This window comes from Vibrio sp. T3Y01 (assembly GCF_013114525.1).
GTDB classification, from domain to species: Bacteria; Pseudomonadota; Gammaproteobacteria; order Enterobacterales; family Vibrionaceae; genus Vibrio; species Vibrio chagasii_B.
Genome location: NZ_VTXJ01000037.1, coordinates 1 through 22,703, shown reverse-complemented (window position 1 = coordinate 22,703; position 22,703 = coordinate 1). Strand labels below are relative to the sequence as shown.

General features: G+C 42.2%; 17 protein-coding genes and 3 pseudogenes. 6 read left to right on the top strand and 14 right to left on the bottom strand.

Translation table 11 applies throughout. The annotated features are described in order from the left end of the window. From F0232_RS25215 to F0232_RS24365, 10 genes and pseudogenes are all read right to left on the bottom strand, one after another. Positions 1-719, bottom strand: a pseudogene (locus F0232_RS25215) (collagen-like protein); the annotation flags it as partial. A gap of 17 nt (positions 720-736) precedes the next feature. Further along, a complete protein-coding gene (locus F0232_RS24405) occupies positions 737-1,069 on the bottom strand; it encodes a hypothetical protein (protein ID WP_216608351.1) in 333 nt (110 codons plus the stop codon). A 513-nt stretch (positions 1,070-1,582) separates the two neighbouring features. After that, positions 1,583-2,566, bottom strand: a complete 984-nt coding sequence (locus F0232_RS24400) for an FHA domain-containing protein (protein WP_171751054.1) — start codon at positions 2,564-2,566, stop codon at positions 1,583-1,585. Positions 2,567-2,607: 41 nt separating this feature from the next. Next, complete coding sequence (locus F0232_RS24395; RefSeq protein ID WP_086774669.1) at positions 2,608-2,952, bottom strand: hypothetical protein; 345 nt, start codon at positions 2,950-2,952, stop codon at positions 2,608-2,610. Continuing rightward, positions 2,952-4,289: a TfuA-like protein gene (locus tag F0232_RS24390; RefSeq protein ID WP_171751053.1), complete on the bottom strand. Its 1,338-nt coding sequence runs from the start codon at positions 4,287-4,289 to the stop codon at positions 2,952-2,954. Before F0232_RS24390 ends, F0232_RS24395 begins: the two co-directional genes overlap by 1 nt. Continuing rightward, positions 4,286-5,512 carry a YcaO-like family protein gene (locus F0232_RS24385; RefSeq protein WP_171751052.1) on the bottom strand — a complete coding sequence of 409 codons (1,227 nt, stop codon included), beginning with the start codon at positions 5,510-5,512 and terminating at the stop codon, positions 4,286-4,288. The genes F0232_RS24390 and F0232_RS24385 overlap by 4 nt, the downstream gene beginning before the upstream one ends. Before the next feature lie 69 nt (positions 5,513-5,581). Next, entirely contained in the window at positions 5,582-6,499 is a 918-nt protein-coding gene (locus F0232_RS24380; protein WP_171751051.1) for a hypothetical protein, read from the bottom strand. A gap of 15 nt (positions 6,500-6,514) precedes the next feature. Next, the gene (locus F0232_RS24375) at positions 6,515-10,585 is read right to left on the bottom strand and encodes a protein kinase (RefSeq protein WP_171751050.1); all 4,071 of its coding nucleotides are present in this window, start codon (positions 10,583-10,585) and stop codon (positions 6,515-6,517) included. A gap of 282 nt (positions 10,586-10,867) precedes the next feature. Then, positions 10,868-12,607: an FAD-dependent oxidoreductase gene (locus F0232_RS24370; RefSeq protein WP_171751049.1), complete on the bottom strand. Its 1,740-nt coding sequence runs from the start codon at positions 12,605-12,607 to the stop codon at positions 10,868-10,870. A gap of 113 nt (positions 12,608-12,720) precedes the next feature. Further along, complete coding sequence (locus tag F0232_RS24365) at positions 12,721-12,903, bottom strand: hypothetical protein (protein WP_171751048.1); 183 nt, start codon at positions 12,901-12,903, stop codon at positions 12,721-12,723. Positions 12,904-13,158: 255 nt separating this feature from the next. Here F0232_RS24365 and F0232_RS24360 point away from each other — a divergent pair, with 255 nt between their 5' ends. The 5 genes and pseudogenes from F0232_RS24360 to F0232_RS24340 all read left to right on the top strand — a co-directional run bounded on the left by F0232_RS24360 (position 13,159) and on the right by F0232_RS24340 (position 16,883). After that, a complete protein-coding gene (locus F0232_RS24360) occupies positions 13,159-13,905 on the top strand; it encodes a phage tail protein (RefSeq protein ID WP_086774676.1) in 747 nt (248 codons plus the stop codon). 440 nt (positions 13,906-14,345) lie between these two features. After that, positions 14,346-14,483 (top strand): hypothetical protein, encoded by a 138-nt coding sequence (locus F0232_RS25145; protein ID WP_170967986.1) that lies wholly within the window; start codon positions 14,346-14,348, stop codon positions 14,481-14,483. Between the two features lie 493 nt (positions 14,484-14,976). Beyond that, complete coding sequence (locus tag F0232_RS24350; protein WP_171751046.1) at positions 14,977-15,750, top strand: ParA family protein; 774 nt, start codon at positions 14,977-14,979, stop codon at positions 15,748-15,750. Positions 15,751-15,766: 16 nt separating this feature from the next. Beyond that, positions 15,767-16,066, top strand: a complete 300-nt coding sequence (locus F0232_RS24345; RefSeq protein ID WP_171751045.1) for a hypothetical protein — start codon at positions 15,767-15,769, stop codon at positions 16,064-16,066. 343 nt (positions 16,067-16,409) lie between these two features. Further along, positions 16,410-16,883 (top strand): annotated as a pseudogene (locus tag F0232_RS24340) (JAB domain-containing protein). 306 nt (positions 16,884-17,189) lie between these two features. Here the strand turns inward: F0232_RS24340 and F0232_RS24335 are convergent. Together F0232_RS24335 and F0232_RS24330 are read right to left on the bottom strand one after the other, a co-directional pair. After that, a complete protein-coding gene (locus F0232_RS24335; protein WP_171751044.1) occupies positions 17,190-17,660 on the bottom strand; it encodes a hypothetical protein in 471 nt (156 codons plus the stop codon). Positions 17,661-18,285: 625 nt separating this feature from the next. After that, positions 18,286-18,444, bottom strand: coding sequence for a hypothetical protein (locus tag F0232_RS24330; RefSeq protein ID WP_016799988.1), 159 nt, complete (start codon positions 18,442-18,444; stop codon positions 18,286-18,288). A 289-nt stretch (positions 18,445-18,733) separates the two neighbouring features. Between F0232_RS24330 and F0232_RS25140 the strand changes: the two are divergent. After that, positions 18,734-18,928 (top strand): annotated as a pseudogene (locus F0232_RS25140) (transposase); the annotation flags it as partial. Between the two features lie 163 nt (positions 18,929-19,091). Here the strand turns inward: F0232_RS25140 and F0232_RS24320 are convergent. Both F0232_RS24320 and F0232_RS24315 read right to left on the bottom strand, forming a co-directional pair. Next, complete coding sequence (locus tag F0232_RS24320) at positions 19,092-20,804, bottom strand: TULIP family P47-like protein (protein ID WP_171751043.1); 1,713 nt, start codon at positions 20,802-20,804, stop codon at positions 19,092-19,094. Between the two features lie 3 nt (positions 20,805-20,807). Beyond that, on the bottom strand, positions 20,808-22,118 hold the full coding sequence (locus tag F0232_RS24315) for a TULIP family P47-like protein (protein WP_108192224.1): 1,311 nt from the start codon (positions 22,116-22,118) through the stop codon (positions 20,808-20,810). Positions 22,119-22,703: the final 585 nt, after the last annotated feature.

Below are 22,703 nucleotides of genomic sequence, written 5' to 3'. Positions count from 1 at the left end.
GTATCGCCTTTAGGGCCTTGTGCGCCAGTCGCACCTTGTAAGCCTTGTGGTCCGGTATCGCCTTTAGGGCCTTGTGCGCCAGTCGCACCTTGTAAGCCTTGTGGCCCGATATCGCCTTTAGGGCCTTGTGCACCAGTCTCACCTTGTAAACCTTGAGGCCCGATTTCACCGTTTGCCCCAGGCTCACCTTGTAAGCCTTGAGGCCCGACTTCACCGTTTGCACCAGGCTCACCTTGTAAGCCTTGCGGGCCGATGTCGCCTTTTAAACCAGCGATATCACCAACCCATTTGCCATCTTGATCGATAACAATGTCACCGTTAACTTTAAGCTCAGATAAGTTGGCAATACCGACTACGGAGCTAGACATTTCTGCATAGTATGACCGTGGAGTGGTATACAGTTTTAACTTTGGCGACATTTCTCCATCGTTGTCGATATTGATCCCCAAGTACAAATCTGGGTTTGCGAAAATAGACATATCAATTGGCAAGTTTTCACCGAGGGTGACGCTATAAATACCATCGGTAAATTCGACAAGTTTTTCATTTTGCCAGAGTAGTTGATCATCACTTTTATAGATAGAGAACATAACTGGCAACGTAGCATCAATGGTTGTTTCACTGTTTGCATCGTAAAGAACACCATTATGATTGAACTCCGCTGCATATGTGGAGCAAGAAATAAATAAAGTGGCTAGTAGGATATTAATATTTTTCATGATAGATCCTATTGGAGTTATTTAACTCTAACTTGGTAATTTACGGAGCTAAGTTCAGCGGTAGGCTTTTCGGAGCTTGCGATACTTACAAGCTTAAATAAGGGAGAGCTAACAACTTGTTTAGGTGGCTCGAAACCTTGTTCAGTTTTTGGAACAGAATAAACGACCTCTGGTGGTGGGGAGCCTTCTGTCTGCTCTCCACTTGATGAAGAGCCATTTTGTGTCTGTTCTGAGTCTGAAGCTTCATTTGGCGTTTGTTCTGAGCCTGAAGCTCCATTTTGCGTCTGTTCGGGGTCTGAACACCCAACTAGAGCCAGGCAAATGAAAATGTAACTGACGAAAATTCTCATAGTGTTTTCCATAACTTTTTCTGGATGATGCATGAGCAAAATTTGTTATCCAGTACTGTGAATTCTTAAGGTTCACGAGATGCAGTTCACTTTCACGAATCGCTTCATTACAGCTGAAGAGCTTTTAAGCTAGTGAGGCGATACTGTTCTCGCAAATTATTAACATACTTAAGTAAGAAACTTTGTTCTATTACACACTATTACATGGCGTAAGAGCCGAAATACGAATGAGGGGAAAGGGATCTTTTTGCTCTTTGCTAAGGGAGATTGTCTTAGAACGACTAGGCTACTTCTCCCTCGACGCAATTAAAACGCTTTTATATTGAACAAGCTTTAACCGAGCAAGCTCAATGCGCCCTAGGCTTTATGAGATTTAGTTTAATGCACTTACAGGGCTGAAAGGCTGTGTTGACCATTACAATTTGAAATGAAGTGAGTAAACCAACAGGCTTTTTGTTGGTTTACTTACCGGGTCTGCCGGAGGTTTGTCAGTTTACTTATTCGCTCTGCTGGTTATGCTGCAAGGTGTCTCGAATCTACTTCTAATTTACTGCCTTTAATAATTTGATAATCTTTTATCGCTAACCTAATTCTCCCTCGCTTTCTTTCGATAAGGTTGGGTACTAAAACACCTTCTGGTTCTAATAATTCCGAAAGTTGTTTACGCGCTCTATATATCTGAATATTAATATGAGTTTCTGCAAGTCCCAGATCTTTCGTTAGTTGCTCTATGGTTCGCCAACCTTGCATGGGCTCTGCGACATTGTTTTTTAGATCTTCTGCTTTATATCGTGCTAGCAAGGCTGTCAAATAATGGTGACTTCGCGCCTGACAGTCGATTGACCTTTGTTCATCTCTGATAGTGAGTTCAGTCAGTTCTTCATCGAGACTGATATTGAAGATATAGCAAAGATTACGGGATGGTTGCTTTGCAAGACACATTGTTTCTGTGTCTTCAGCCTCAACACTTTTGAATAATTGCCAAGTCTTTTCCGAAAACTTAATCTGTTCACCATCATTTAAGCTGCTGCACAAGTTGTTCTCAAAGTGCTCACATTGCCACTCTTGTTTAGCCGGATCATAAAAGACGACTAACTCAGGAGATGTGTCGTTGGGCAAGAAATGATAGTGCTCTAGATAAATAGGCTTTAGGTCCTGTTCTATGTAAGCTTCTTGCTGCGTTGGTAATAAAACGTCTTTTGGTGGCTCAAGACTTTCTACGACAAAAGGGTCTGTTTGTGCACTTGAGAACAAAATTTGATCATTGACGTTGAGTAATTGAGGTCGATTAGGTTCTATCATCTGACCATTTATTCGAATCCCGTTTTGACTGATATCACGGATAAACCAATGTTTCTGAAACTCTATGATAGCGTGTATTCGAGAAACGTCCGGTAAATTGATCGTGGTGTTGACGGATGATGAAAGCCGGCCAAACTTGTGAAATGCTTTAAGGTGTATAGGGTTCGTAAATCGTTGATTAGTTAGATAAGCCATGAGTTTTCTCACTATTAATGAAACTTTAGATGACGTTGTCTTTAAATAGTATAGCTGTTGGCATAGTGCAGTGTTTCCTCAATAATTAATTCGTCTAGCATCTCGAGTTGTTGTTGGTAACCATCAATACTCTGAGTCAGATTTTCCATTGCTTGGGTAAGGATACTTTCAACTTGTTCTGTCGTCTCTTCGTTTGTTTGCCATTGGTTTTGGATGTGTGTTATCTCGTCAGTTTGTTCGTTGGAAGTCCAAAGTGATGTTAGCTTCCAACCTGTTTCACGAGCGAGTGGGGGAAAAATAATATTTGATAACTCGATGAACTTTTTCTCTTGTTCACGTTTGATCTTTAAGGTCGCGATAAGGTTTAGGGCATTTACGTAGTTCATTAGTGATTTCCTGATTGCAGATAAAATTGATAGTCGTGGATAGCGGCGCGTTCTAGCTCGCTATAGGACGAAAAGCCAAGTCTCGGCCAAAGGTCGTTTGGATTTTGCGTTAGGCTATTTGGATGTTTGGCTGAAAAAAACCAGTTCCATAACTGTTCTTCATTGATATTGAGAGCTGACAGCGATAGTAAAGGGGTGTCGCGTTTAAATGTGATCCGAGCTTGGTAGTCGGAATAGCGCTGATTGAGCTTCAACAGGTCGATCAGCTCTTCGTCAAAATGCTGGTGGTTTCCACTTAGCCAAGCGAGCAGAGATTCATGGGAAACCAGAGCGTCAAAGTCGTGACTGTTGACCTGTTGTGATGTTAACCAGTTAGCCAAGTGCTTAAAATCTATGGCTTGGTCTGTATAGGCCGATTGTCTAAGTGCCATTTCAAGTAAGGCATTTCGTTTATGCTCATCCGAAATGCTTGGATTATGGGAAGAGGCGGTTCTCAATGCGCTTTTTCGGGAAATAGCCTGTTGTTTTAGCTCCCAAAAGCAACCATCGATCTTAAGTTCTCGGTGAAGCTCCTCGCTCGTTATTGAATGGTTTGAGAGTTTTCTTTGGTGGTTCAATTGGGAAATTAACCGTACCCAGGCATCCGTTGGCTTAAACTGATGTCTCACTTTTGGTGAGAGTGGGAGCAGCAGTTTTGGGTGTTCAGCAAGTTTTTTTAGAAGAGTAACAGCATCACATTTTTTAATATCTATGTAATTGTTTTCTGTAAATTTACGTAATGACTGAGCCTTATCGTCCCCAAAAAAATCCAGAGCATATTCATAAAGCTTAGATAAAGTTCGTTTAGGGTAGTGAAGCTGTTTTAATGCTTCTATAATTTGCGCTGACTCTTGTTGGTTTATTATACGACCTTTGATGGCATGCTCTAGGGTAGCACGCATGTTCACCATAGGGGATGAGATGTGTGGGTACCCCAGTTCTTGGGGCCCATGAACAAGAGCTACCTCGTCATCGTCTTCCAATACTCCATTGATGTAGTCTTCGAATACTCTACCAGAACCTTCCATCCCAAAATGGGCTAGTTCGGCCGCTCTCAGTGCTCCCATGCTCGAGCAACCATATACTTTGATGCCTAAAGATAAGGCATAGAGTATTTCTTTGTGCCAGACGGCAGGAACGCTTTCGAAGTAACCATCAATTAAAACGATCACATTCGGTTGGTCGTATGTGGCTAAATAAATGTCTCCTTGTTTGGCGGGGGGACGACAGTCTGCGGTTATAATGCTCTGAATGTTAGTCGTGGAGAGAGTCGGGCCGGAAAAAATAATTATGCTCATGCTAATTCTCCCGCAACTAACGAGCCTTTGACAGCTAAAGCTCGCGCTCCCATCTCGTAACCTGGCAGTTCTTCAATACCTTCTAATCCGGGAACAATGACACGTACAACAGGGATGCGAAATTCACTTTTTTCTAGGTTTACGAAGGCTGCTTGAGTAAGGCCGACCTTATTTAGTTTGCTTAAAATGAGTTCAATGTCTTTCGTAAAGCACGTATTGTTCCAAGAGGGGATATCTTTAAAGTTTCTCAGCAAACAAGGTTTCATGTTAGTTGCTTGCTCCTTCTGCTTAGAATTTAGGCCTAGGTAAGCGTTGGCATCGATATCATCTCTCGACCCCGAAATCATCGTTAGACGCGTCTGCGCTGCTTCTGTTAGCGCTCTTAACAGGCTAATGGCCTTGCATGGGTGAGTGCCTGATCCGAAAGCTGGATAAGAAGGGCCTTGGTCCTGTGAATCAGAGATGATTCGACAGAAGAAACTCGCAAGTTCAATATCTGATGTGATATCCCAAACTTGAACATCAATACCAGCCACACGGTATCGTTCGATAATCGCCAGGCAATCCTCATCATCAACGGTATTGAGGTCTAGTTGGTTGGTGTACGGGTCACTTAGGTGTCGTTGCTTGACTCTCCACAATGCTAAGGCATCACGTTCAATTGTTTCGCAGAGCCCGTGTACTATCGCTTCCTCTAGGCTGTTGCCGGAAGCCAAACCGTTTGAACTCATGACAAAAGCGCCACTGCCAGTAGGCAATGGAAGCGTATAGTTGCAATGAACAACCTCATAAGGGACATACGTAGATTGTTGACTAAACAGCTCAGTTCCCTCCACCCACAGACGTTGTTCATGTTCTGAGAATTGACTAAACGCCAACTTGGGTAAGGCCTCGATATTTAGAACTGGACACTTTTTCGAAAGCTGATGAAAATTTGCTAATTTAAGTGGTAGTTCGATGTGCTCAGCGTGGTAAGTCTCTATTGCTTCCATTGCGCCAGATACTTTTGCTGACATTAAGTCCAACCCTTTTCCTTGAGCAACAGAAATTGCATAGGAGTCAGGTCTGCAGACAGTAACGACTGGAATTCCTATATGATCCAGCCCAGTGATGTTTGCAACGCGGGTTATTCCCATCTCTTTGAAGTAAGGGGATATTCTTTCGAAAGTGGTCTCGGGAGAGCACTGGCGGTGCGTTCCTTTTCGGTGTTTTTTCTGAGGCATTAATGGTCCTTCAATGACAAAGATTCGGAGCCAAATGTCCTATTTGGCTCCTTAATAATAACTCGCTTCTTATTTAAGGAAACTCTGCAAGTTTGCAACGGTGCAAACGGTTCCCACGAGTAAGCTTTCTTCCTGTAAATCTTTCGGGTTTACCGCTCCGACTTGTACACCTGCATCACGATAGTATCGAGCTAATGACTGAGCAGTGAGTGTATTACTGTTTTGTTTAATAGAGTCTAAGTGAGGAGTTAAGTCGTCTTGGTGTCGATGGATACTGGCTTTTAACTCATTAAGTGTCTCTTGCAACTCATTGAGGTTCTCACTTGCACCTTCTTCTAGGTTTAAAGCGTCTAGCTTGTCTAAATCATTTACGCTTAGGTAGTGAACATGATAAGGATAAAACTGGTTATCATCTCTGACCAATAAAGGATTGACGTACGAAACGATATAGATATTTTCAGAGACAGGCTCTTTGAGTTGCTTTAGCGCTGATAATGGAATGTGGTCGTTAACAAAGCTCATGACTGGTGCACTAGAGTTCAGCTCAAGGTTACTGATAGGAGAGTCTCTACCAACGTCCTGTTGGGAGGCGTTGTGTTGGGGAGCACGTAGCCTATTGAGCTGTAAAAGACGCAGATCGAGTAGGTATCCAGGTTTTAAATCTGACATATTAATATCAGGTGGGCACTGTGCATTGTCTAGGTTCCACGGTAAAACTTTAGTCAATGCAGGCCCCATAATATTGATTTGTTGCAGCTTTTGGCCTTCCTTTTGTGCTCCAAAAAAGAAGTGATAATCGGTTGAGCTATAGCACCATTCAAGGCGTTTTACTGACTCTGACGTGTAGTCTTCATGATTTATGAGTGTTGCCTCTTGACCATTTTGTCTGATCACATAAATATCTTGTGAACGCAGGGTCAGTTGACCTTTCTCATCAATATAAGGGCTCAGTTCTTTTTGAAGTTCTTCTATGGATTGGTTGTTCATATTTTGTCCTTTTAATTATAAATAACCTAGCGCCTGTGCATTTCTCAATGCTTCAAGTATCAGTTGCTGACGGTGTTCGTCGTTGTGCTTTTCATTCATTATTTCCTTGAGTGGGCCAACGACAGGGTGGGGAAGTGCGTGCTGGCTGATGTCCAGCAATGTTATAGCGATTTCGATGGTGCGCTCTTGGACGCTATCTGTTATTGCGTCTGACGGTAGAAGAGTTAATAACTCGAGTTCTACGAGTAGAGCCAACCATTGAAGTGGAAATGGGAACTCGTTTGATAGCGCTTTCCAAATTTTATTGCTTTTTTGGATGAGAGCTTGGCTGTGAGAAACATCGCCTTGCTTACAAGCAAGCCAAGATTCATTGGCATAAGCAATAGCCACGTAGTCATCCATCCCAGAGTTTTTTGCGTAGGATAAGGCTTGCTCCCAATAACGACGTGTGTTCTCAGTGTCACCTTGCAATCTAAAAAGTACGGTTAGGTAGGCGAGACAACGGGTTTTAAGTGTTGTATCGGCTTTCTCACTGGCGCTTTTTAATGCCGCTAAAAGGTGGTTTTCTGCTTCCGCATATTGCTGACTAAATAAGTACGTAAACCCTAAGCTAAACAAGCTGTGTGTTTGCAGTTGATGGTCGTCAGTTTCTAAAGATGTGTTGTAGGCTGTTTTAGCTAAACTGATCTGATTTTGAGTTAGATTGTAACGAGTTCTTCGTAATTCAAACTGTAGTTTTGCATCGTAAAACTGTGCTTGTGAAAGTGGATCCGTAAAGTACTCAAGACACGTTTCAATACTGCAAATTATGCTGCTCATGTTAGGCAATTCGTTACGCCAGTAATGGATATACAATTTAGATAATTGGACCGTTAACCAGGTGTTATACCAACGTGAATCCTTAACTGTATGGCTGTTTAACAGAGCTTCTGCCCGGTTATAGCTACCTAGAGCCTTTTCGTGTAAATGATGAGTTTCTAGAGATTTACCGTATTTAACGTACAAAATGACGCTGGTTAAAATATCCCCCGCCGTATTTTCATTAAGAGCTTCTAGGTAATAAGAGCGTGCTTCGTCGTGTTTCGCTAAACGGATCAAGTTATCACCAAGCCCGATAAGAGCTGAGAGTTTGTCAGGATTGGCTCCGTCATTTTTATCAGCAAGCAACGATATGTTTAGCGACTTTTCATAATGTCGAATCGCATCGTCTACCATGGAAGCTTTAGCAGCTTGCTCTCCCGCTTTCAAATAGTAGACCGTCGCTCGTACCGGTGTGTGTGTGTTTGACCAATGATCGCCAATTACTGCTGGGGGATAGTCTGCCCCCTCTTGGTTTTCCATGGCCATTGCGAGTTGCTGGTGAGTGAGGTGTTGTGTTGTCGAACTTTCGTAGATGGCATCGCGTATTAGAGCGTGCTTGAACTGATATAGGTTGCCTTCCACACTGCGTTGTTTAAAAACAATATTGCTACGCTGCAGCTCATCTAGGTCAGCTTGGATCTGCCCTATGTTCTTGTCTGAAGCTTGTAGAATTAATGCTTCGCCGAATGTTCGTCCTATCGCGGCGGCAAGTTGGGCGGTATCTTTAGCGAAAGTTAGATCATTGAGTTTCTGTTGAAGGGTGCCTCTGAGGTTTTCCGGTACTTGTGATTCAGGCTCTGTGACGTTGAAGTCAATACAGCCATTTACCTTTGTAACCAGGTTGTTTTTCTGTGCATGAAACACCAACTCCTCAAGAAAGAGTGGGTTTCCATCGCTTCTGGTTGTGAATAATTGCTTCACTCGCTCACTAACGGCTACGTGCTCGAATAAGTGCTCAATCAATTGGTGGCACTCTCCCTGCGTTAGAGACGAAAGTTCAACCTCGTAAGCTTTGGTCGATTTTAGTGTTTCAGGAAGAGGTGTACGTGAGCTGTTCAGCCAGCGAACGTTTTGGGTATTGTGAACTGCTTTTTCAATCAGATAGTGGATAAATTCTAGCGTAGTAGCATCAGACCAATGGACATCCTCACAAATAAACAAGCATGAGTCGTGATCGGATGTGAAGCCGTTGCAAATCAAAGACAGAAGGTGGGACATGGTTAAAAAGAGATATGACTTCTGTTGGCTAAGAGAAAGGGTCGATATTGCTTGTTGGAATTCCTTTTCACTTTGGTGAGACAATTTTGAATAAGGTTGTAACCAGGCCCAGAGAATGGCTGAGCCTCTTTCTCTTTCTAGTGATGAGAGCGGCAGTGAATCTAGTGCCCTTTTGTAATTGTACTCGGCATGTTGGCCATTAAGCTCGAAGTGCGCAGAAAAAAAGTTAAGCAAGGGGAACAGAGCATTCGTTTGAAACTCAGGTAAACACTGCAGAGAAAACGAACGGGTGTTGCTTAAGCGCTCTTTTAGTTCGAGAATTAAACGAGACTTACCGATCCCAGCTTCACCGCAAATATGAAGGAGTTGATGTTGGCAGTGTGGCTGGTTCAAACGAAAAAGTTGTTCGAGGGTTATCTGCCGACCCACAATAGTGCTGTGTGATTGTGTTTTACGCAGAAATGAGAAAGCTTCAGATAAACGCTCTCCCTTAAGACGATATCCACAAGGTGCCGCGCATATTGAATCATGGCTAATGGGCTCAAACACAAGCTGATGGCTAAGCATCTCCCTAAATTGAGGCGAACAGGTGATTTCGCCGGGATGACTATTTCGAGCAAGAGTCATCGCTTCGGCTGAGACTCTCCCTTCAGGTATCGCCCCGTCCATGCTTCTCATCATCCCTTTAGACAAGCCGATTCTAAGTTCGAATTTGAGATTATGCTGTTCTAAAAGTGATGTTTGTTTAGCGTGGAGGTTGCTCCAAATATCGAGCGCTGCTCTGGCGCTGAGTCGGCTATCGTTGTCACTGACCACAGGGTAGCCGAAATAAAATAGCGTAGTGTCACCAACGGTAGCTACATGAGTTGCCCCAAAACGCAGGGCGATATCGACACATTGACTGTGATGATCTGATAAAAGCATTTCTGCTATATCTTGCTTGTCGAGTGTCGACTCACTAGCACCTGTCCTATCTTCAGAAAGAATCAAGCACAGAGCTGTGATTTGCTTTCTCTCCGTGAATTTTGAGTAGTAAGAGGATGATAATTCCCCTGTTTGTGTCATTGATTCTTGGACCAATTCAGGCGCCTCTTTCGAGACCGAGTGAGGAGCCTTTGGTGCTATGTCGGAAAAATTAAATCGACGAAATTCACGATATAATTCAACGGTGTTACCAGGGCGATCTTGTGCTTTTTTATGAAGTACACGACGAAAAAAATGCGCCGAATGATGCCCTGCGAGGAGACCTAACGGGATGTTTGCAGCGCTGAGCTGATGATAAAAAATGGATGCAGCGCTGTTACCTTTTATTGCAGGAACACCGGTGAGACACTCTAAAAATACAAGTCCCCAGGAGTAAATATCAGTTTGAGGTAGAGATGGCTCACCTCTTAACTGCTCAGGGGCACTGTATTTAGGGGTTCCTAAGGTTTCATCATTTAATGTTAATGTTTGGAAATCCGATGTTTTTCCATCACTTTTAAGTGTACTGATCCCAAAATCAAGGATTTTAATGTGTTGTTTCGCCCCTACATTGAAGAGCATTATGTTAGCTGGCTTTATATCTCGATGAATGATACCGAGTTCATGAGCATGAGCGAGAGCATCCAGAACTGAAGCCATGATCTCTGCGGACTTTGATGGTGTTATTTGACCACGGGAAGCCAAATAATCCTTCAGTGTTACGCCATCGACAAATTCGTAGACGGCGTACAAGATATAATCACCCTGCTGACCCTTGTCCAGCAGTGATACGATGTTAGGGTGGTTTAAACGACGAACCAAATCACACTCTCGTTTGAAGCGAGCGATTTTTTTTTGTCTTTTCTGAGGGCATTCAGTTTCTGTTAGTGTAAGAAACTTTATCGCGACAATTTTTCGAGTGTTGAGTTGCACCGCTTTATAGACTTTTCCGAACCCACCTTCACCTATCTGTTCAAGCAATGTGTAATGTTTGGAGTGAAACTGTGCTTCAACTGTGTCCGTCGTATTTTCTTTTAAGGCCATTTACCTACTCTTGAGATCCATCTCGAGGACCATAAGTCTAGTACTTAAGGAGTGGTAGTGATAGCGATTGTTATTAACTTTCAATGATTCAACGTAATTCATAAGGTTAGGTTTGTGTTTTCGCGACTTAGATTGTGTTTTTTCTAGTTTTCTATGAGGGATTTTACTTACTTGTAAATTGTTAGGTGAGTAAATAAGCCTCCCAGATTTATTGAACGTATTTGTCGACCGTATCAAATATATTCTGGGTAGCCTTTTTGAAGTCCGAAGAGGTTTAGAACGTTAATAGATTGTTTTTCTTGATCTAAAGTGGTTATAACCTATTTCTGGCGGTGAACTGAGCGGGAGTTTTTGAGATGGACCGCTGTACTTTTCTTTCGTTTTTATTAGACATTGGTAATGCTGTTGGAAATATTCTCGCGTTGGTATTGAGCTGTCTTTAAAGCTGATAAATGCCCCTTTAGTCCCACATACGTCAGTATCTCGACATACTTCCATCCAATCCAAAGCTCGATTCACATAATTATAGACAGGGTTATTTTGGCCTTTTTCGACCTCATAAACCTTTTCGTTCCACCAGGTTTGATATTGGATAGTGTATTGAGACGTTGTATAGGGAAAAGCGACCCGTTTACTGGCTTTTTCGTTCGTGTCGTTAGCGTAGAATGGCCCAGAAATAGCGCCCAGAGTAACGTAGCTGAACAGCCCTAATGACTCACTCTCTTTACTAATGAGAGTTGAAGTTAAAGATCGGATCAACTGCTCTTTGCCAACGTCGCTCAGCCCTTGGTTTGAGACGACCTTCGAGGTGATTTTGTGTGGGGCTGGGGAATCAAAATCGGGAGCAAACGGCTTACTTTTATCTGAAGCCGAAGAGAGACGCCTTACATCATACAATGAGTTTCTTGCCCAATGACCCATTAATGCAGAATCATAGTGATGCTTGCTGTCAGTGCCCGTTATTTTAAGCATTCCTGCAGAGAAGTATTGCTGTACAAAGTCTTTAAGTTTCTCTTCGCTACCCTCCCAGTAACCATACATGATGCACGGGTGCTGAAGCTCTTTAAAACATTTTTTTTCAGTAGTAGATGTTGAGGGGATAGCATTGATTTTAAGGTTCGTTCCAACGAACGCTATGTTGTTCTCATCATTAATTGCATTTTCCCATTGCTCTAAAACGCGGTAAGTGGAGTTATGCCCGGTATCGGCTTCTTTTGTGTTCCAGTGCAGTTCAAAGCGATGAATTTCATTAGGGATCTCGAAGGTACGAACAGTGAATTCCAATACAATGCCGTAGCTCAACGCACCACCACCACGAAGTGCCCACAGTAGATCTGAATTTTGCTCATCGTTAACAATGATGACCTCACCATTCTCCAATAAGACTCTTGCTGCAATCAAAGATTCACAACACATGCCATGTAAGCGAGTCCAAGGGCCCCATCCCCCACCTTGAATGTAACCTGCTAAGCCAACCGTTGCGCAAGTTCCATGAGGTATGGTCAATGCAGGGCGCGTATCATTTTCGGTGTCGGCCAAAATAGGTATAAGTTGGTAGAAGCGATAGCCAGCACCAATATCGGCTACGTAGCCTTGAGAGTCTTGCTTCACATCCAGTGTTTTTAATCCACTTAGATCGAGCAGAACAACATCATTTCCAGTGCATTCACCTTCGTGATCATGCCCCCCAGATCGTACTTTTACGGGTAAGTTAAATTTAACGGCCAACTGATAAGCGTTGACGACGTCTGACTCACTTCGACACATAACAATTACGGACGGGTAAGCAATAAAGCGTGTATTAAAAACAAGTGTTTGAGCTTGATACTGGCTAAGGCCTGGACTTTGGGAGGGGCGGGAGCGATGTGAAACCAAAATCTGTGTTTTATCAACACCAAGTTCGGACAATTCATAGTAATAACGCGCAGCATTATTTTTGTATATTGCCATGAGGCGCTGTGCTTCTAATAACTGTTCGTGAGGTGTGTCGGATAGCTCGAATTGTGTATTGATATCGTTCATGACAGTTCCTTGTTTGAAGAATTCAGTGATTCTTTGATTGGGTATTGATAAATGGTTTGCCTTAGCAGCGTTATTGCGAAAGAGCGCCCCATTAGTGTCAAGCCACGTTTAATTCAGCCTTGGCTATCTAAACCGACTTGAACTAAGGTCGGCCTAGTCGATACCGCGGATATATGGTCGAAGAAATGTTCTAAATCCTCTTTGTTAACGTTCACTTCAACACTACTGCTCGTAGCCCCGCCACCACTTACTGCAGCATCATCACCCAAAGCCGCTATATCAAGACCGCCACTCATTTTGATTCCATTCATACTTTTAAAGGTCATTCAAAATGTACAGGAGAAGCTGTTTCATTCAATTACACGGTATTACACCATCGGTAGAGCAAGGTGTAATACCGTGTAATTGAGCGGAGCATTGTTAGGTACTAGATTCGTCGGAAACAAAATCTATTTCGTCAACATGGCTGAAAAGGGGGGGGGGGACAGAGCTCTTCGGTTCATGGAAGGGAAGGAGGTTTTGTGTAACGGTTTAACATTAAGGAGCTTCAAATGCGCATAAACCAATGGATATCTAAGCTGACACCGATAGCTGTAATAATTGGTGTATTTTCATCAGGCAGCGCTGCGGCTAGCTGCAGTACGGACCCTTTGATGGGTTCTGTGTGTGTAACAGCAGCAGAATTTTGCCCTGCGCCGTATTATATGAAAGCGGAAGGTCAATATTTGCCAATCAGTGAATGGCAAGCGCTGTATTCCTTATTGGGTACAAACTTTGGTGGTGATGCTAGAACCAACTTCCAGCTGCCAGATATGCGTGGCCGCACCGCAGTAGGTCAAGGGTTTGGGCCTGGTTTGAGGGCTATAGCACTAGCTCAACGGGGGGGTGAGGATTTTATTAAACTTACACAGAACAGTCTGCCACCTCATAAGCATGTCGTCGGGGCAGGCGTTCGAGTTAATGCGAGCAATGTCAATATTGACGTTGCTGTGGAAGTCCCACTTTCTACCAGTTCAGGAACTAGCCATAAGGTACCTGAGAGTGGCGCAACATTTTTAAACACGGTTGGTAAAGATAATTTTGGGGACAATCACGAAGTGAAGATTTATGGAAGCACTGGGACCTCGGGAGCGCATTTAGTCGGAACGGGGAAGTCTGAGGTGCAGTTTGGTAACAATATTTTCGTGGATGGTGAGGTGGAGTCTACTGGGGCGGGGAAGGAGTTTGAACACAGGCAGCCTTTTGTCGGGCTTACCCATTGTATTGCAGTGAATGGTACTTATCCTTCTAGGTATTAAATTTTTCTGTAAGGTGATGGTGGTGTTTGATTACGCTTCTTGACATGCGATAGAGCTTCATTGGCGTGTGTTTGTTGAGCTCTACAACTATTCACTGGAGCAAAAGGTACACTTGATCCTAGCTAGAACTGCTTAGCACCGAACTGAATTGATGAAAGGTGCAGCAAAATTGCTCATCGTTGAACTTTTTATAAATGCATATGGGTAAGGTGTACATCGTGCTTGTGGAACGAGATTTACGTCGATTTTTGTTGAGTACACAGTAAAGTGTATGCGCTACCTTTGATAAGCTGATGGTCTACATCCGTTAAGGCACGAGCATGGCGAAAAATAAAAAAGCACTTCAATATAGGCGTAGCTCCAAACCAGTACCGTTGTGGACGGAGGCTAAGCTAGTCACCATTCGACGACATCGTACCGAGGGTATATTAAGTTTCGGAGTGTCAACCATTTCTAGACAGCAAGTTTTATCTGATTACGAGCGTGTTTGGAAACAAACCATCGTCGAAGAAGCTTACCAACAAGCGATTGTCGAGTTGTTAGAGCAGGGCCATGTCGTGTTAAGAGTAGAAGACTAAATAGGCTTCTCATTGGGTTGTTTTCTTTTGAGGAGTGTCTATCAAAAATGTGTTACGTCACTTGTAGCTTACTCGCAGGCGATCTCAGCACCAGAGAGCGAACGTTAATTATCTCTATATTGGAGGCATATATTTACTAGAGCCCTCGTTTCCCATTCTTTGCAATACCGCCTTATCTATAAACAAAATGATCAATTGATGGCACGTCAGCATTTGATGAATCAGATTCATGCCAAAACCGTGTACTTGTCATAGTCAAAACATTTTCAACTTAAGCACTCGACTTTGATTCTAGTATTGGGATTATTTTAACCAATAGGTATTGGTTGATGTCACTTCCATTAGGATTTTTGCTGTCTCGATACGAGCGATTTGTATACCTGAGAGGTAATTTTAGGTCTTTATGTATATGTGTATTACATATGTAATACATTGACGGTGCGCTTTTTGTTTTTTATTGTGTACTACACATGTAATACATGAGGTGTTTATTATGAAAACTAAGATCATCAGCGCTGCGAACCAAAAAGGTGGTGTTGGAAAAAACACGACTCTTGTTAATTTAGGGGCTGAGCTTGCACGAAAACGAAAAGTGTTAGTGATTGACCTCGATCCTCAAGGTAACTGCTCTAAAACGTTGACAGGGCAACGGGATTTTAAGTTTGAAGAGACGGTTGCTGCTTTATTTGATAAGCCTAAAGTTGTGTCCATTGTCGATTTAATTCAACCAGCACAACTTAATGGAAACTCTATTGAAAATCTCTATGTTGTTCCCGCTGATGTTCAGCTGTCACGTGTCATCGAAACATCACTTACAAAGATTAATCGTGAACGAATTTTAGAGAAGCAATTGGTGAGGTTAGGTTGTACTTACGATTTCATTCTTCTTGATACGCCACCCAACTTATCTTTAACGACCCTTAACGCAATCCAGGCTTCAGACCTCATATTGATTCCTGTTGATTCTGGTGCCTTCTCATTAGACGGCATTAGTTCTTTACTCGAAGCTGTATCTGAAATTAAAGAAGACGAAGGTAATTATCTGATACTGAGGAATGAGGTCGACTCAAGAAACACTATCATTAATGAGTTCATTGATGAGGAATTGGAGGTAGTACAAGATAAATTGTTACCAGTATCTATTCGCCGCTCTGAGCATGTCGGACAAGCTAATGCCGTTTCCTCTCCGGTGCGCTTTTATAAATCAGGCTCACTTGTGAATAACGATTACCGTAAACTCGCTGTGTTTCTTTTGAATTTAATGTAATACATAGGTAATACATATGAGCAAGTTAAAAAAACGAGGAGCTATAACAGCTCTCTCTAATGACAAGAACGAAGGTTCAAGTAAGTCAACTGGAATAACGACTGTTAAAAAGAAAGTAACGACATCTTATAAAGTGCCTCCTCTGACTCTTAGAATGTCATTGACGGATAAAGAACGGATCACTGATTGGGTAGCTAGTCTGCAAGAGCAAACAGAGAGAAATGTGTCTGCAGCGAAACTGTACCGAGCCTTGGCTTTATACCAAGACAAGATCGATGATGGAGATATCATTGAGTTGATCAATAAAATGAATTGAATGTGTATTACCTATGTAATACATGTTATTTTAAAAGGCTCTGTGTATTCTAGGATATGCCATAGAGCCGACCTCGGACTTTACTTCTAACACTGCTAAACATGACATTTGAAGCGTCGAATTACTGTTCTGAGCCGCACCTTATTGTAAAGAAAAACACTTTAAAAGTGTCATTAATCATGACTCTTACCGCTACCTTCGGCTTTATCTTTCGGGCTCGCAGGCTGTTAAACGTCTCTCCCCACAACCTGTTTTTCAAGGGAGGCTTCGCCGCTGCGCGCCCTTGCGCTGCAGAACCTGCAACTGGGTACGGACAGTCAGACGCTCACCAAGACCGAATGAAATACCATGTCAGCACTTTGTTCAATACTCAAATGTTTCTTTATTCACATCAGAAGAAAAGGGCATCCTTGACCAGGCTGCAAGCATTCTCAAATCCAAACTGTTTATCTCAGAACAAACGCCATTAACCTCGCCTGAATTGGTGAAGTCGTTCTGCTAAACGTCCTTAGCCGCCTGTGAATCGGAAGTGTTTGGGGGTATTTTCCTCGATAACCAACATCGAGTGTTGCGCACCCAAGAGATGTTCTACGGCACCGTTAATACCGCCTCGGTCTACCCGCACGCGGTTGTCAAAGCGTCGCTGGTTCCGAACGCGAGTGCGGTTATTCTCTATCATAACCTCCCCAAGTCAGCAGACCGCCGCATTACCCGCATATTAACGGACGCGTTAGCATTGGTTGATATCCGAGTACTGGACCACTTCGTGTTTTCGTTCGAGAGTGTCGTTTCATTTTCTGAGCGAGGTTGGATTTAAAAAAGCGGCTTATGGCCGCTGATTGAAATAGAGTAGGAGACTACACAGAAATTACAGGGTACCTCAACCACATTTCTGGACATTTATGAGTCAGTGAATTTACTAAATTAGTAATTTATTAATAAATAAAAGTATGAAAAAAATGAGTGTTAGATAGCTAGCGCGATGAGCAAAATCGCACTAGTTAAAAGATTTGATTTAGGTACGCACTAATTGTAGAAGTGTTTTAAAATCAATTACTTACAATCATCACTTTGCTTAATCAAAAATGCCACTTTTGAAAAAAAGCTAATAATTATCGATAAATTATTGATTACGCATCGCTATTTTACTCTTGTGGAATGATTTCACAGAATTATCAAAGTCGCCGCTGACAAACCATTCATCGATCATTTTTTGAATGTCATCAAATATGTCAACGTCAAGCTTTTTTTGACTTGTTAGGTTTGTATTATAAATAATTCTCTGTTTTCCAAAACTGCTTTCAACAAGACCAGTTTTCTCATCAGAAACTCCAATATAAAACTGTGTGATAGCATCACCATTTCTATGCCACTGAATTCCAGAGATATTTATCATTGCATTATTACGCTTCAAGCGCTCGCAAATAGCTTGATAATTATCTAGTACCCAACCACTGTGCCATTCAAATCCAGACTTCATTGTCTGTTTAATTATTGGGCTAGAAGTATTGTAAACAATACTGCAGGCCATAGTTGGTCCTGACATAGCTAATAGCATCAATGCACAAACAAATTTTACTTTACCTTTGAACATAATAATCCTCCGTTAAAACAATAGATTACTATGTTGCATATTCAATGACAACAGTGCGTGGTATAGTGATTGTTTTTTTGTATATAAACGTTAAAGCTGACTCAAAGCGATGGCGTTGCGAACGTGCTTGAATTGCTTGGTAGTGGTGACTTATCACTAATATTCCAATGATTAAACACAAAACGTATAGAACCGCTCCGTATAAATCAACGTATGGAACGGAGGCGCAAGCTTACAATTAGGCTAAGGCTACGTTAAGTACGTCGAATTTATCCTCGTGATATATCACAGGGATTCTTTGCTAACAGGGCTAAAAGCTTGATAATGTTTAGTCGGGTTAATGTACATTAACAGAATGCGCATGAGTAAAGCACTAACTGGAAATAGGGACTTTTGAGCTAGAAAGTGCCACGGATAGAAATTCAGACTAAGAAGTTTTTGGACAAAGACGTTTACAACCACTGACCTAAAACGTTTCTATCAGATTAGCAAAAAGTATCTTGAAACCTTAAGCGATTGTTATGCCTTTGTTTGTTCATACGCTAAAGTTATAGGTGTAAAAAAGCCGATTCAACTGTATTAGTTTGAATCGGCTTAAAGAATTGATGAGCAAGAGCATATTCGATTATGCAACTGCTTTGGCTTTCTCAATTGTTGAGTTTTGAGACTCTGAAGCAGCGACGATCACTCTTTTATAAACTTTTTTCTTTTCACTTGAAGATGTACGCTTCACAAAATTTGACAATGGTGATGAAGCAACCTTCTTACTGCTAAAATTAAACATAAAGCCTCCTATCAACCTTTAAATGCCCACAATTTTGTTTACTTCTTCTACAGTATAATTCGGTTTCAGATAAGGTTTCAAGCTACTAACGTTACTATGATAAGTTCTAGTGCTGCCATCATTACCTCTCATCAACAAGTCGACTTGGAGCATTTTACCGAATTTTTCCCTCAAAGCCTCTATAACTGCCTGAGAAACCGAGAATTGTTCCAATGACCAAATAATCAAATTATCCATCTTGTAGAGCCAGCGAGGAAAGTCGATTAAATAGACATTGGGTTAATAGCTAAAGCTAATACGTTATGTAGAAGATGGGTATTTATTTATCGATAATAATCGAGCGGAACGTGTAATCAAACCACTGGTTATCGGTCAAAATACTGGCTGTTCTCCAGATACAACCAAGATACTAACACAATGCTGCAGCATCACCGAAACCAAGAAGGCGAAAGACCTTATCGTGTATGACTATCTAGTTAAGTGAATGTAAGAGAAAACCAAACCTAAGCCAGATATTGAATCACTTTTGCTATTGAAATTCACATACTAGAACGCCCCATAGGATCACGGGGCGTTTAAAGTAAACTCACCCAAATGAGAACAGCTCCCCCCATAAAGATAGCTAGCCGTATAAAATGACTTTGGTATTAATTGGAAGCAGGATCCAGTGCTATATTCAAGACAAGGCTTGAGCGCAATTCAGCAGACTTCAGCACATAATCCTTTGTTTCTGGCCAAGCTATCGCACCAAGGCAATTGCTGGCGAAGGTATCAAACGCAGGGATTTTCGACAGTTCAGACTTGTAAAGAGCCTTACAAATATATGGTTCGAGGGCTTCGAAACCAGCCATAGCATTACACATGATCCTGAAGGTTCTAAAGGTAGAACTTGACCACATTCCGCCTTCTTGAATTTGATCTGCATCTTCAGGATCTAGTGCACCAGCATCGGCATCGTCTGCCCCTTGCTCAAGCATTGCGTTAACATCATCTGGGTTTTCTTCAAACAGATTTTGCAGTGCTTCGCCATCCCATGTACAGTCAGCTGTTAAGCTAGCTTCATCTTCTGCCACATCTGCAGCTTCCGCTACACCTTCTATCAATTCTCCAGCAATAGCACCACAACACATTCCAGCAGCTACAAAAGTAACAGCTTTCAGTATAGATTCAATCTCTTTCCATTCTGATACATTTATAGATGAAGAAACTTGAGGGCTACCTAGACCGGAAATATCAGGGATAAAGACATATTTACCATCGTCTCGTTGAACAGTCTTATAAGTGAATTTCTGAGTACTATTCATATAGGCTGTCACACCGCTTTGTGGTTCCCAGTGTGCTCCTGTTACTGAAAACTCGATGTAGCTGTTTTCAACTTTTAAGATAAAGTTTCCTTTTGGAATTGTTGGGCTAATCGTAGAACCGTCTTGTAGTTTAAAGTTCCCCCAAGACACATCTTTATTATTGGTAACGGATAGGCCATCTTTGCTGATATTAAAATCATCAGCGGTAGTTCCTTGCAGTGTGGCAACAGCGCCCGGCAAAAGCATATTTTGCACCATACGCTCTGTACTAATCACAAAGGCCGAGTTAGCTCCTTCCGATAGCCCCTGAAGAGCACGTGCATCAACGGCTTGCTGCATTTTTCCAGAAATTGATGCGCCATCTACCATTGCAATGAGACCAAAGGCGCTATTAGATGAACTGCCATCTTCTGTAGAGGCTACAGCATAATCAAACGCAGAAGGTTTAATCCACTGGAAACCGTCTTTGTCTGCAGCAGAGTTAATATTCATCACACCAAAAACACTACCGAACAAATTCACATTATCATTAAAGTAATTAGCGAAAACTTGTGGCAGAACTTCTTTAATAAGACCCGGCAGCTCAGCAGTTGTTGTACAGGTAATAACAGATACTGCAGGATCTTCGCCGGTTGGAGTTTGCTTTACAACAACATTTTTTGTTTCACCTGTTCCAGGTTTTGCTTCTGGATCGCTGAGTGGGTCTTTACTCGCGACTTTCTCCAAATTAACCTGAATGATCAGTTTGGTACCAGAAATATCATACTTGCTGGTGCCCATTGTGACGTTACCTTTGTCGAAGGAACAACTCATTTGAACATTCTGTCCCGCCCCGCCGGTACTCAGCTGCCAATTCTCCCAACTGCCAGCGAGTGTAAGGCTAGACTCTTGATCTAAATAATCCATTGATTGAGGAAACTTCTTTTGTGCGTCAATGGCATGATTAACTACATCGTAGGATGCCACATAAGCCGTATCCCAACCGAATGTTGATACCGGTTGTACCTGTGCATATGCACGTTTTGCCTGTTTAAGCATTTCTTTATCGTGTTTCATAACTTACTCCTTGTTGTTAACGACGCCTTGCATGAAGACATTGTCTTCAAGGCCACCTGCATTTACCGTGATGTTTTTCTGCCCCGACCAGGACACAAGCCCCGGTGCGACTTGACCAAAATTCGTAGCGGTTTTACTTTCATTCAGATCTTCAACAGCATTTTCAATAGCCTCACCAATCCCCTCGATAATCGCGTTCATCAGCCCAAGAGTGAGAGCTCCTACAGCCTCTTCCCACCATGGAATGTGCTTATGAGAAGCCGTTTCCATGTTCGGATCCTTCTCGAAACTCAACAAACGCGTTTTTATATCAAATGAAGAAGGATTGTTAGATGTAACGGAATTGGTGACATATGCATGTGTCAAACCTGTAATATCCGTCTTGGTATCGATATAACAACGCATACTCGTATCTTCGATAGCGAAGGTAAGGTCCTGTACTTTTGGCGTATAATGGATCGCACCGACTTTTACGCTGTCGAGGTTGAAATTATTAGCTAGTGTTAAGGAAGTATCGCCATCAAATTTGAAATCATTTACAGAGCAATTACCGCCGAGAGAGTTTGGCAAATCTGGCAAAATGACGTTTTTCATGAATTGATGGGCAGACAACAGGAAACCGAAGTCTTCTTTGTCTAAAAGTGCGATATCAAAATTGCGAGGTAAAGAGGACATATCTGTACTGTCCAATAGCCCTAGAATTGCCAGCCCGCCGAGAGCATCGCTATCAGGTTGCTGATAGGCATAGGAGAATGCTTTTGGAGCCAGCCAATCGCTATTTTTTCCGGTTGGGGTAGGGAGTACCTGTGCGAAGATGAATGAAAGTTTGTCGGTATTTTGGATAAAGCACTGACCAAGACCGTTAACCAGAAGCTCAGCCGCCAAGCCACCATATTCTTCTTGTTTCAACTTACCTGTTATATCAGGATCAATGACGGTAACCGCACCCGGCGTCGTGTCTCCCTTTTGTTTACCAACAGTCTTATAGTTAAAAACTAGATTATGGCTTGCTGATTTGTCGGAGGCCTTAATTACTTTCAATTGCATCTGTACCAATGGCACCGTTCCGTCTAATGTGACAGTTTTATTATTTTCTTTCAGAACGACCAATCCCGTGTCGATGGGACAATTAAACTGAAGCAGCCCCTCTGAACCACCGGGTACTATTTCCCACGCGCCAAATGTCCCCGAGATCTTGATCGAGCTATCTTCGTAATCAAAACTTTGAATATAGTCATCACGGTTAGCCGCCAGCTGCGCATTTATGTAAGTACCTGAGCAGGCATACACCACATCCCAGTTATAGTTATCCATCAGACACCTTTTGAAATACACAAAATAGATATGACAACTATGACCAAAAGAAAAAGCTAACTCTATTACACTCAATTACACAACGAGGCTAACATGTGTTCTTTCCTATGCTTACTAAGCATACAAATCACGACACTTTCCATTCATCACTTATTTGAGCAACTTATTAACATAATATGACGATTTGGGATGATTTTTTGTAATGCTGATATGGGAGGTGCATGCCGTATCAAATAATCGTCTAAGAAGGAATGGGGCACTTTCTAGCTCGAAAGTGCCACGGGTAAAAATTCAACCTGAGAAGTTCTTGGACAAAAATAATTTAGGGCAATTACTTAAATTGAGTATGTTCGAATTACCTTTTTTATGGCAAACCATACAATTAGAAACAAGCTAACTTGGAGCTTGGTTAAAGATTACTACTACATTTGTGCCACATTTTTATTGTAAATTCACAGGTGTATACAACCCACCTAAAGTCTCATCTTGTTTGTAGCAAGTAAGGAAAGCGTCTACTACACAGGGGTCGTATAGTTTATTTCGGCCTTGTTCTAAGGTATTGATAGCTTTCTTCGCTCCGACAGC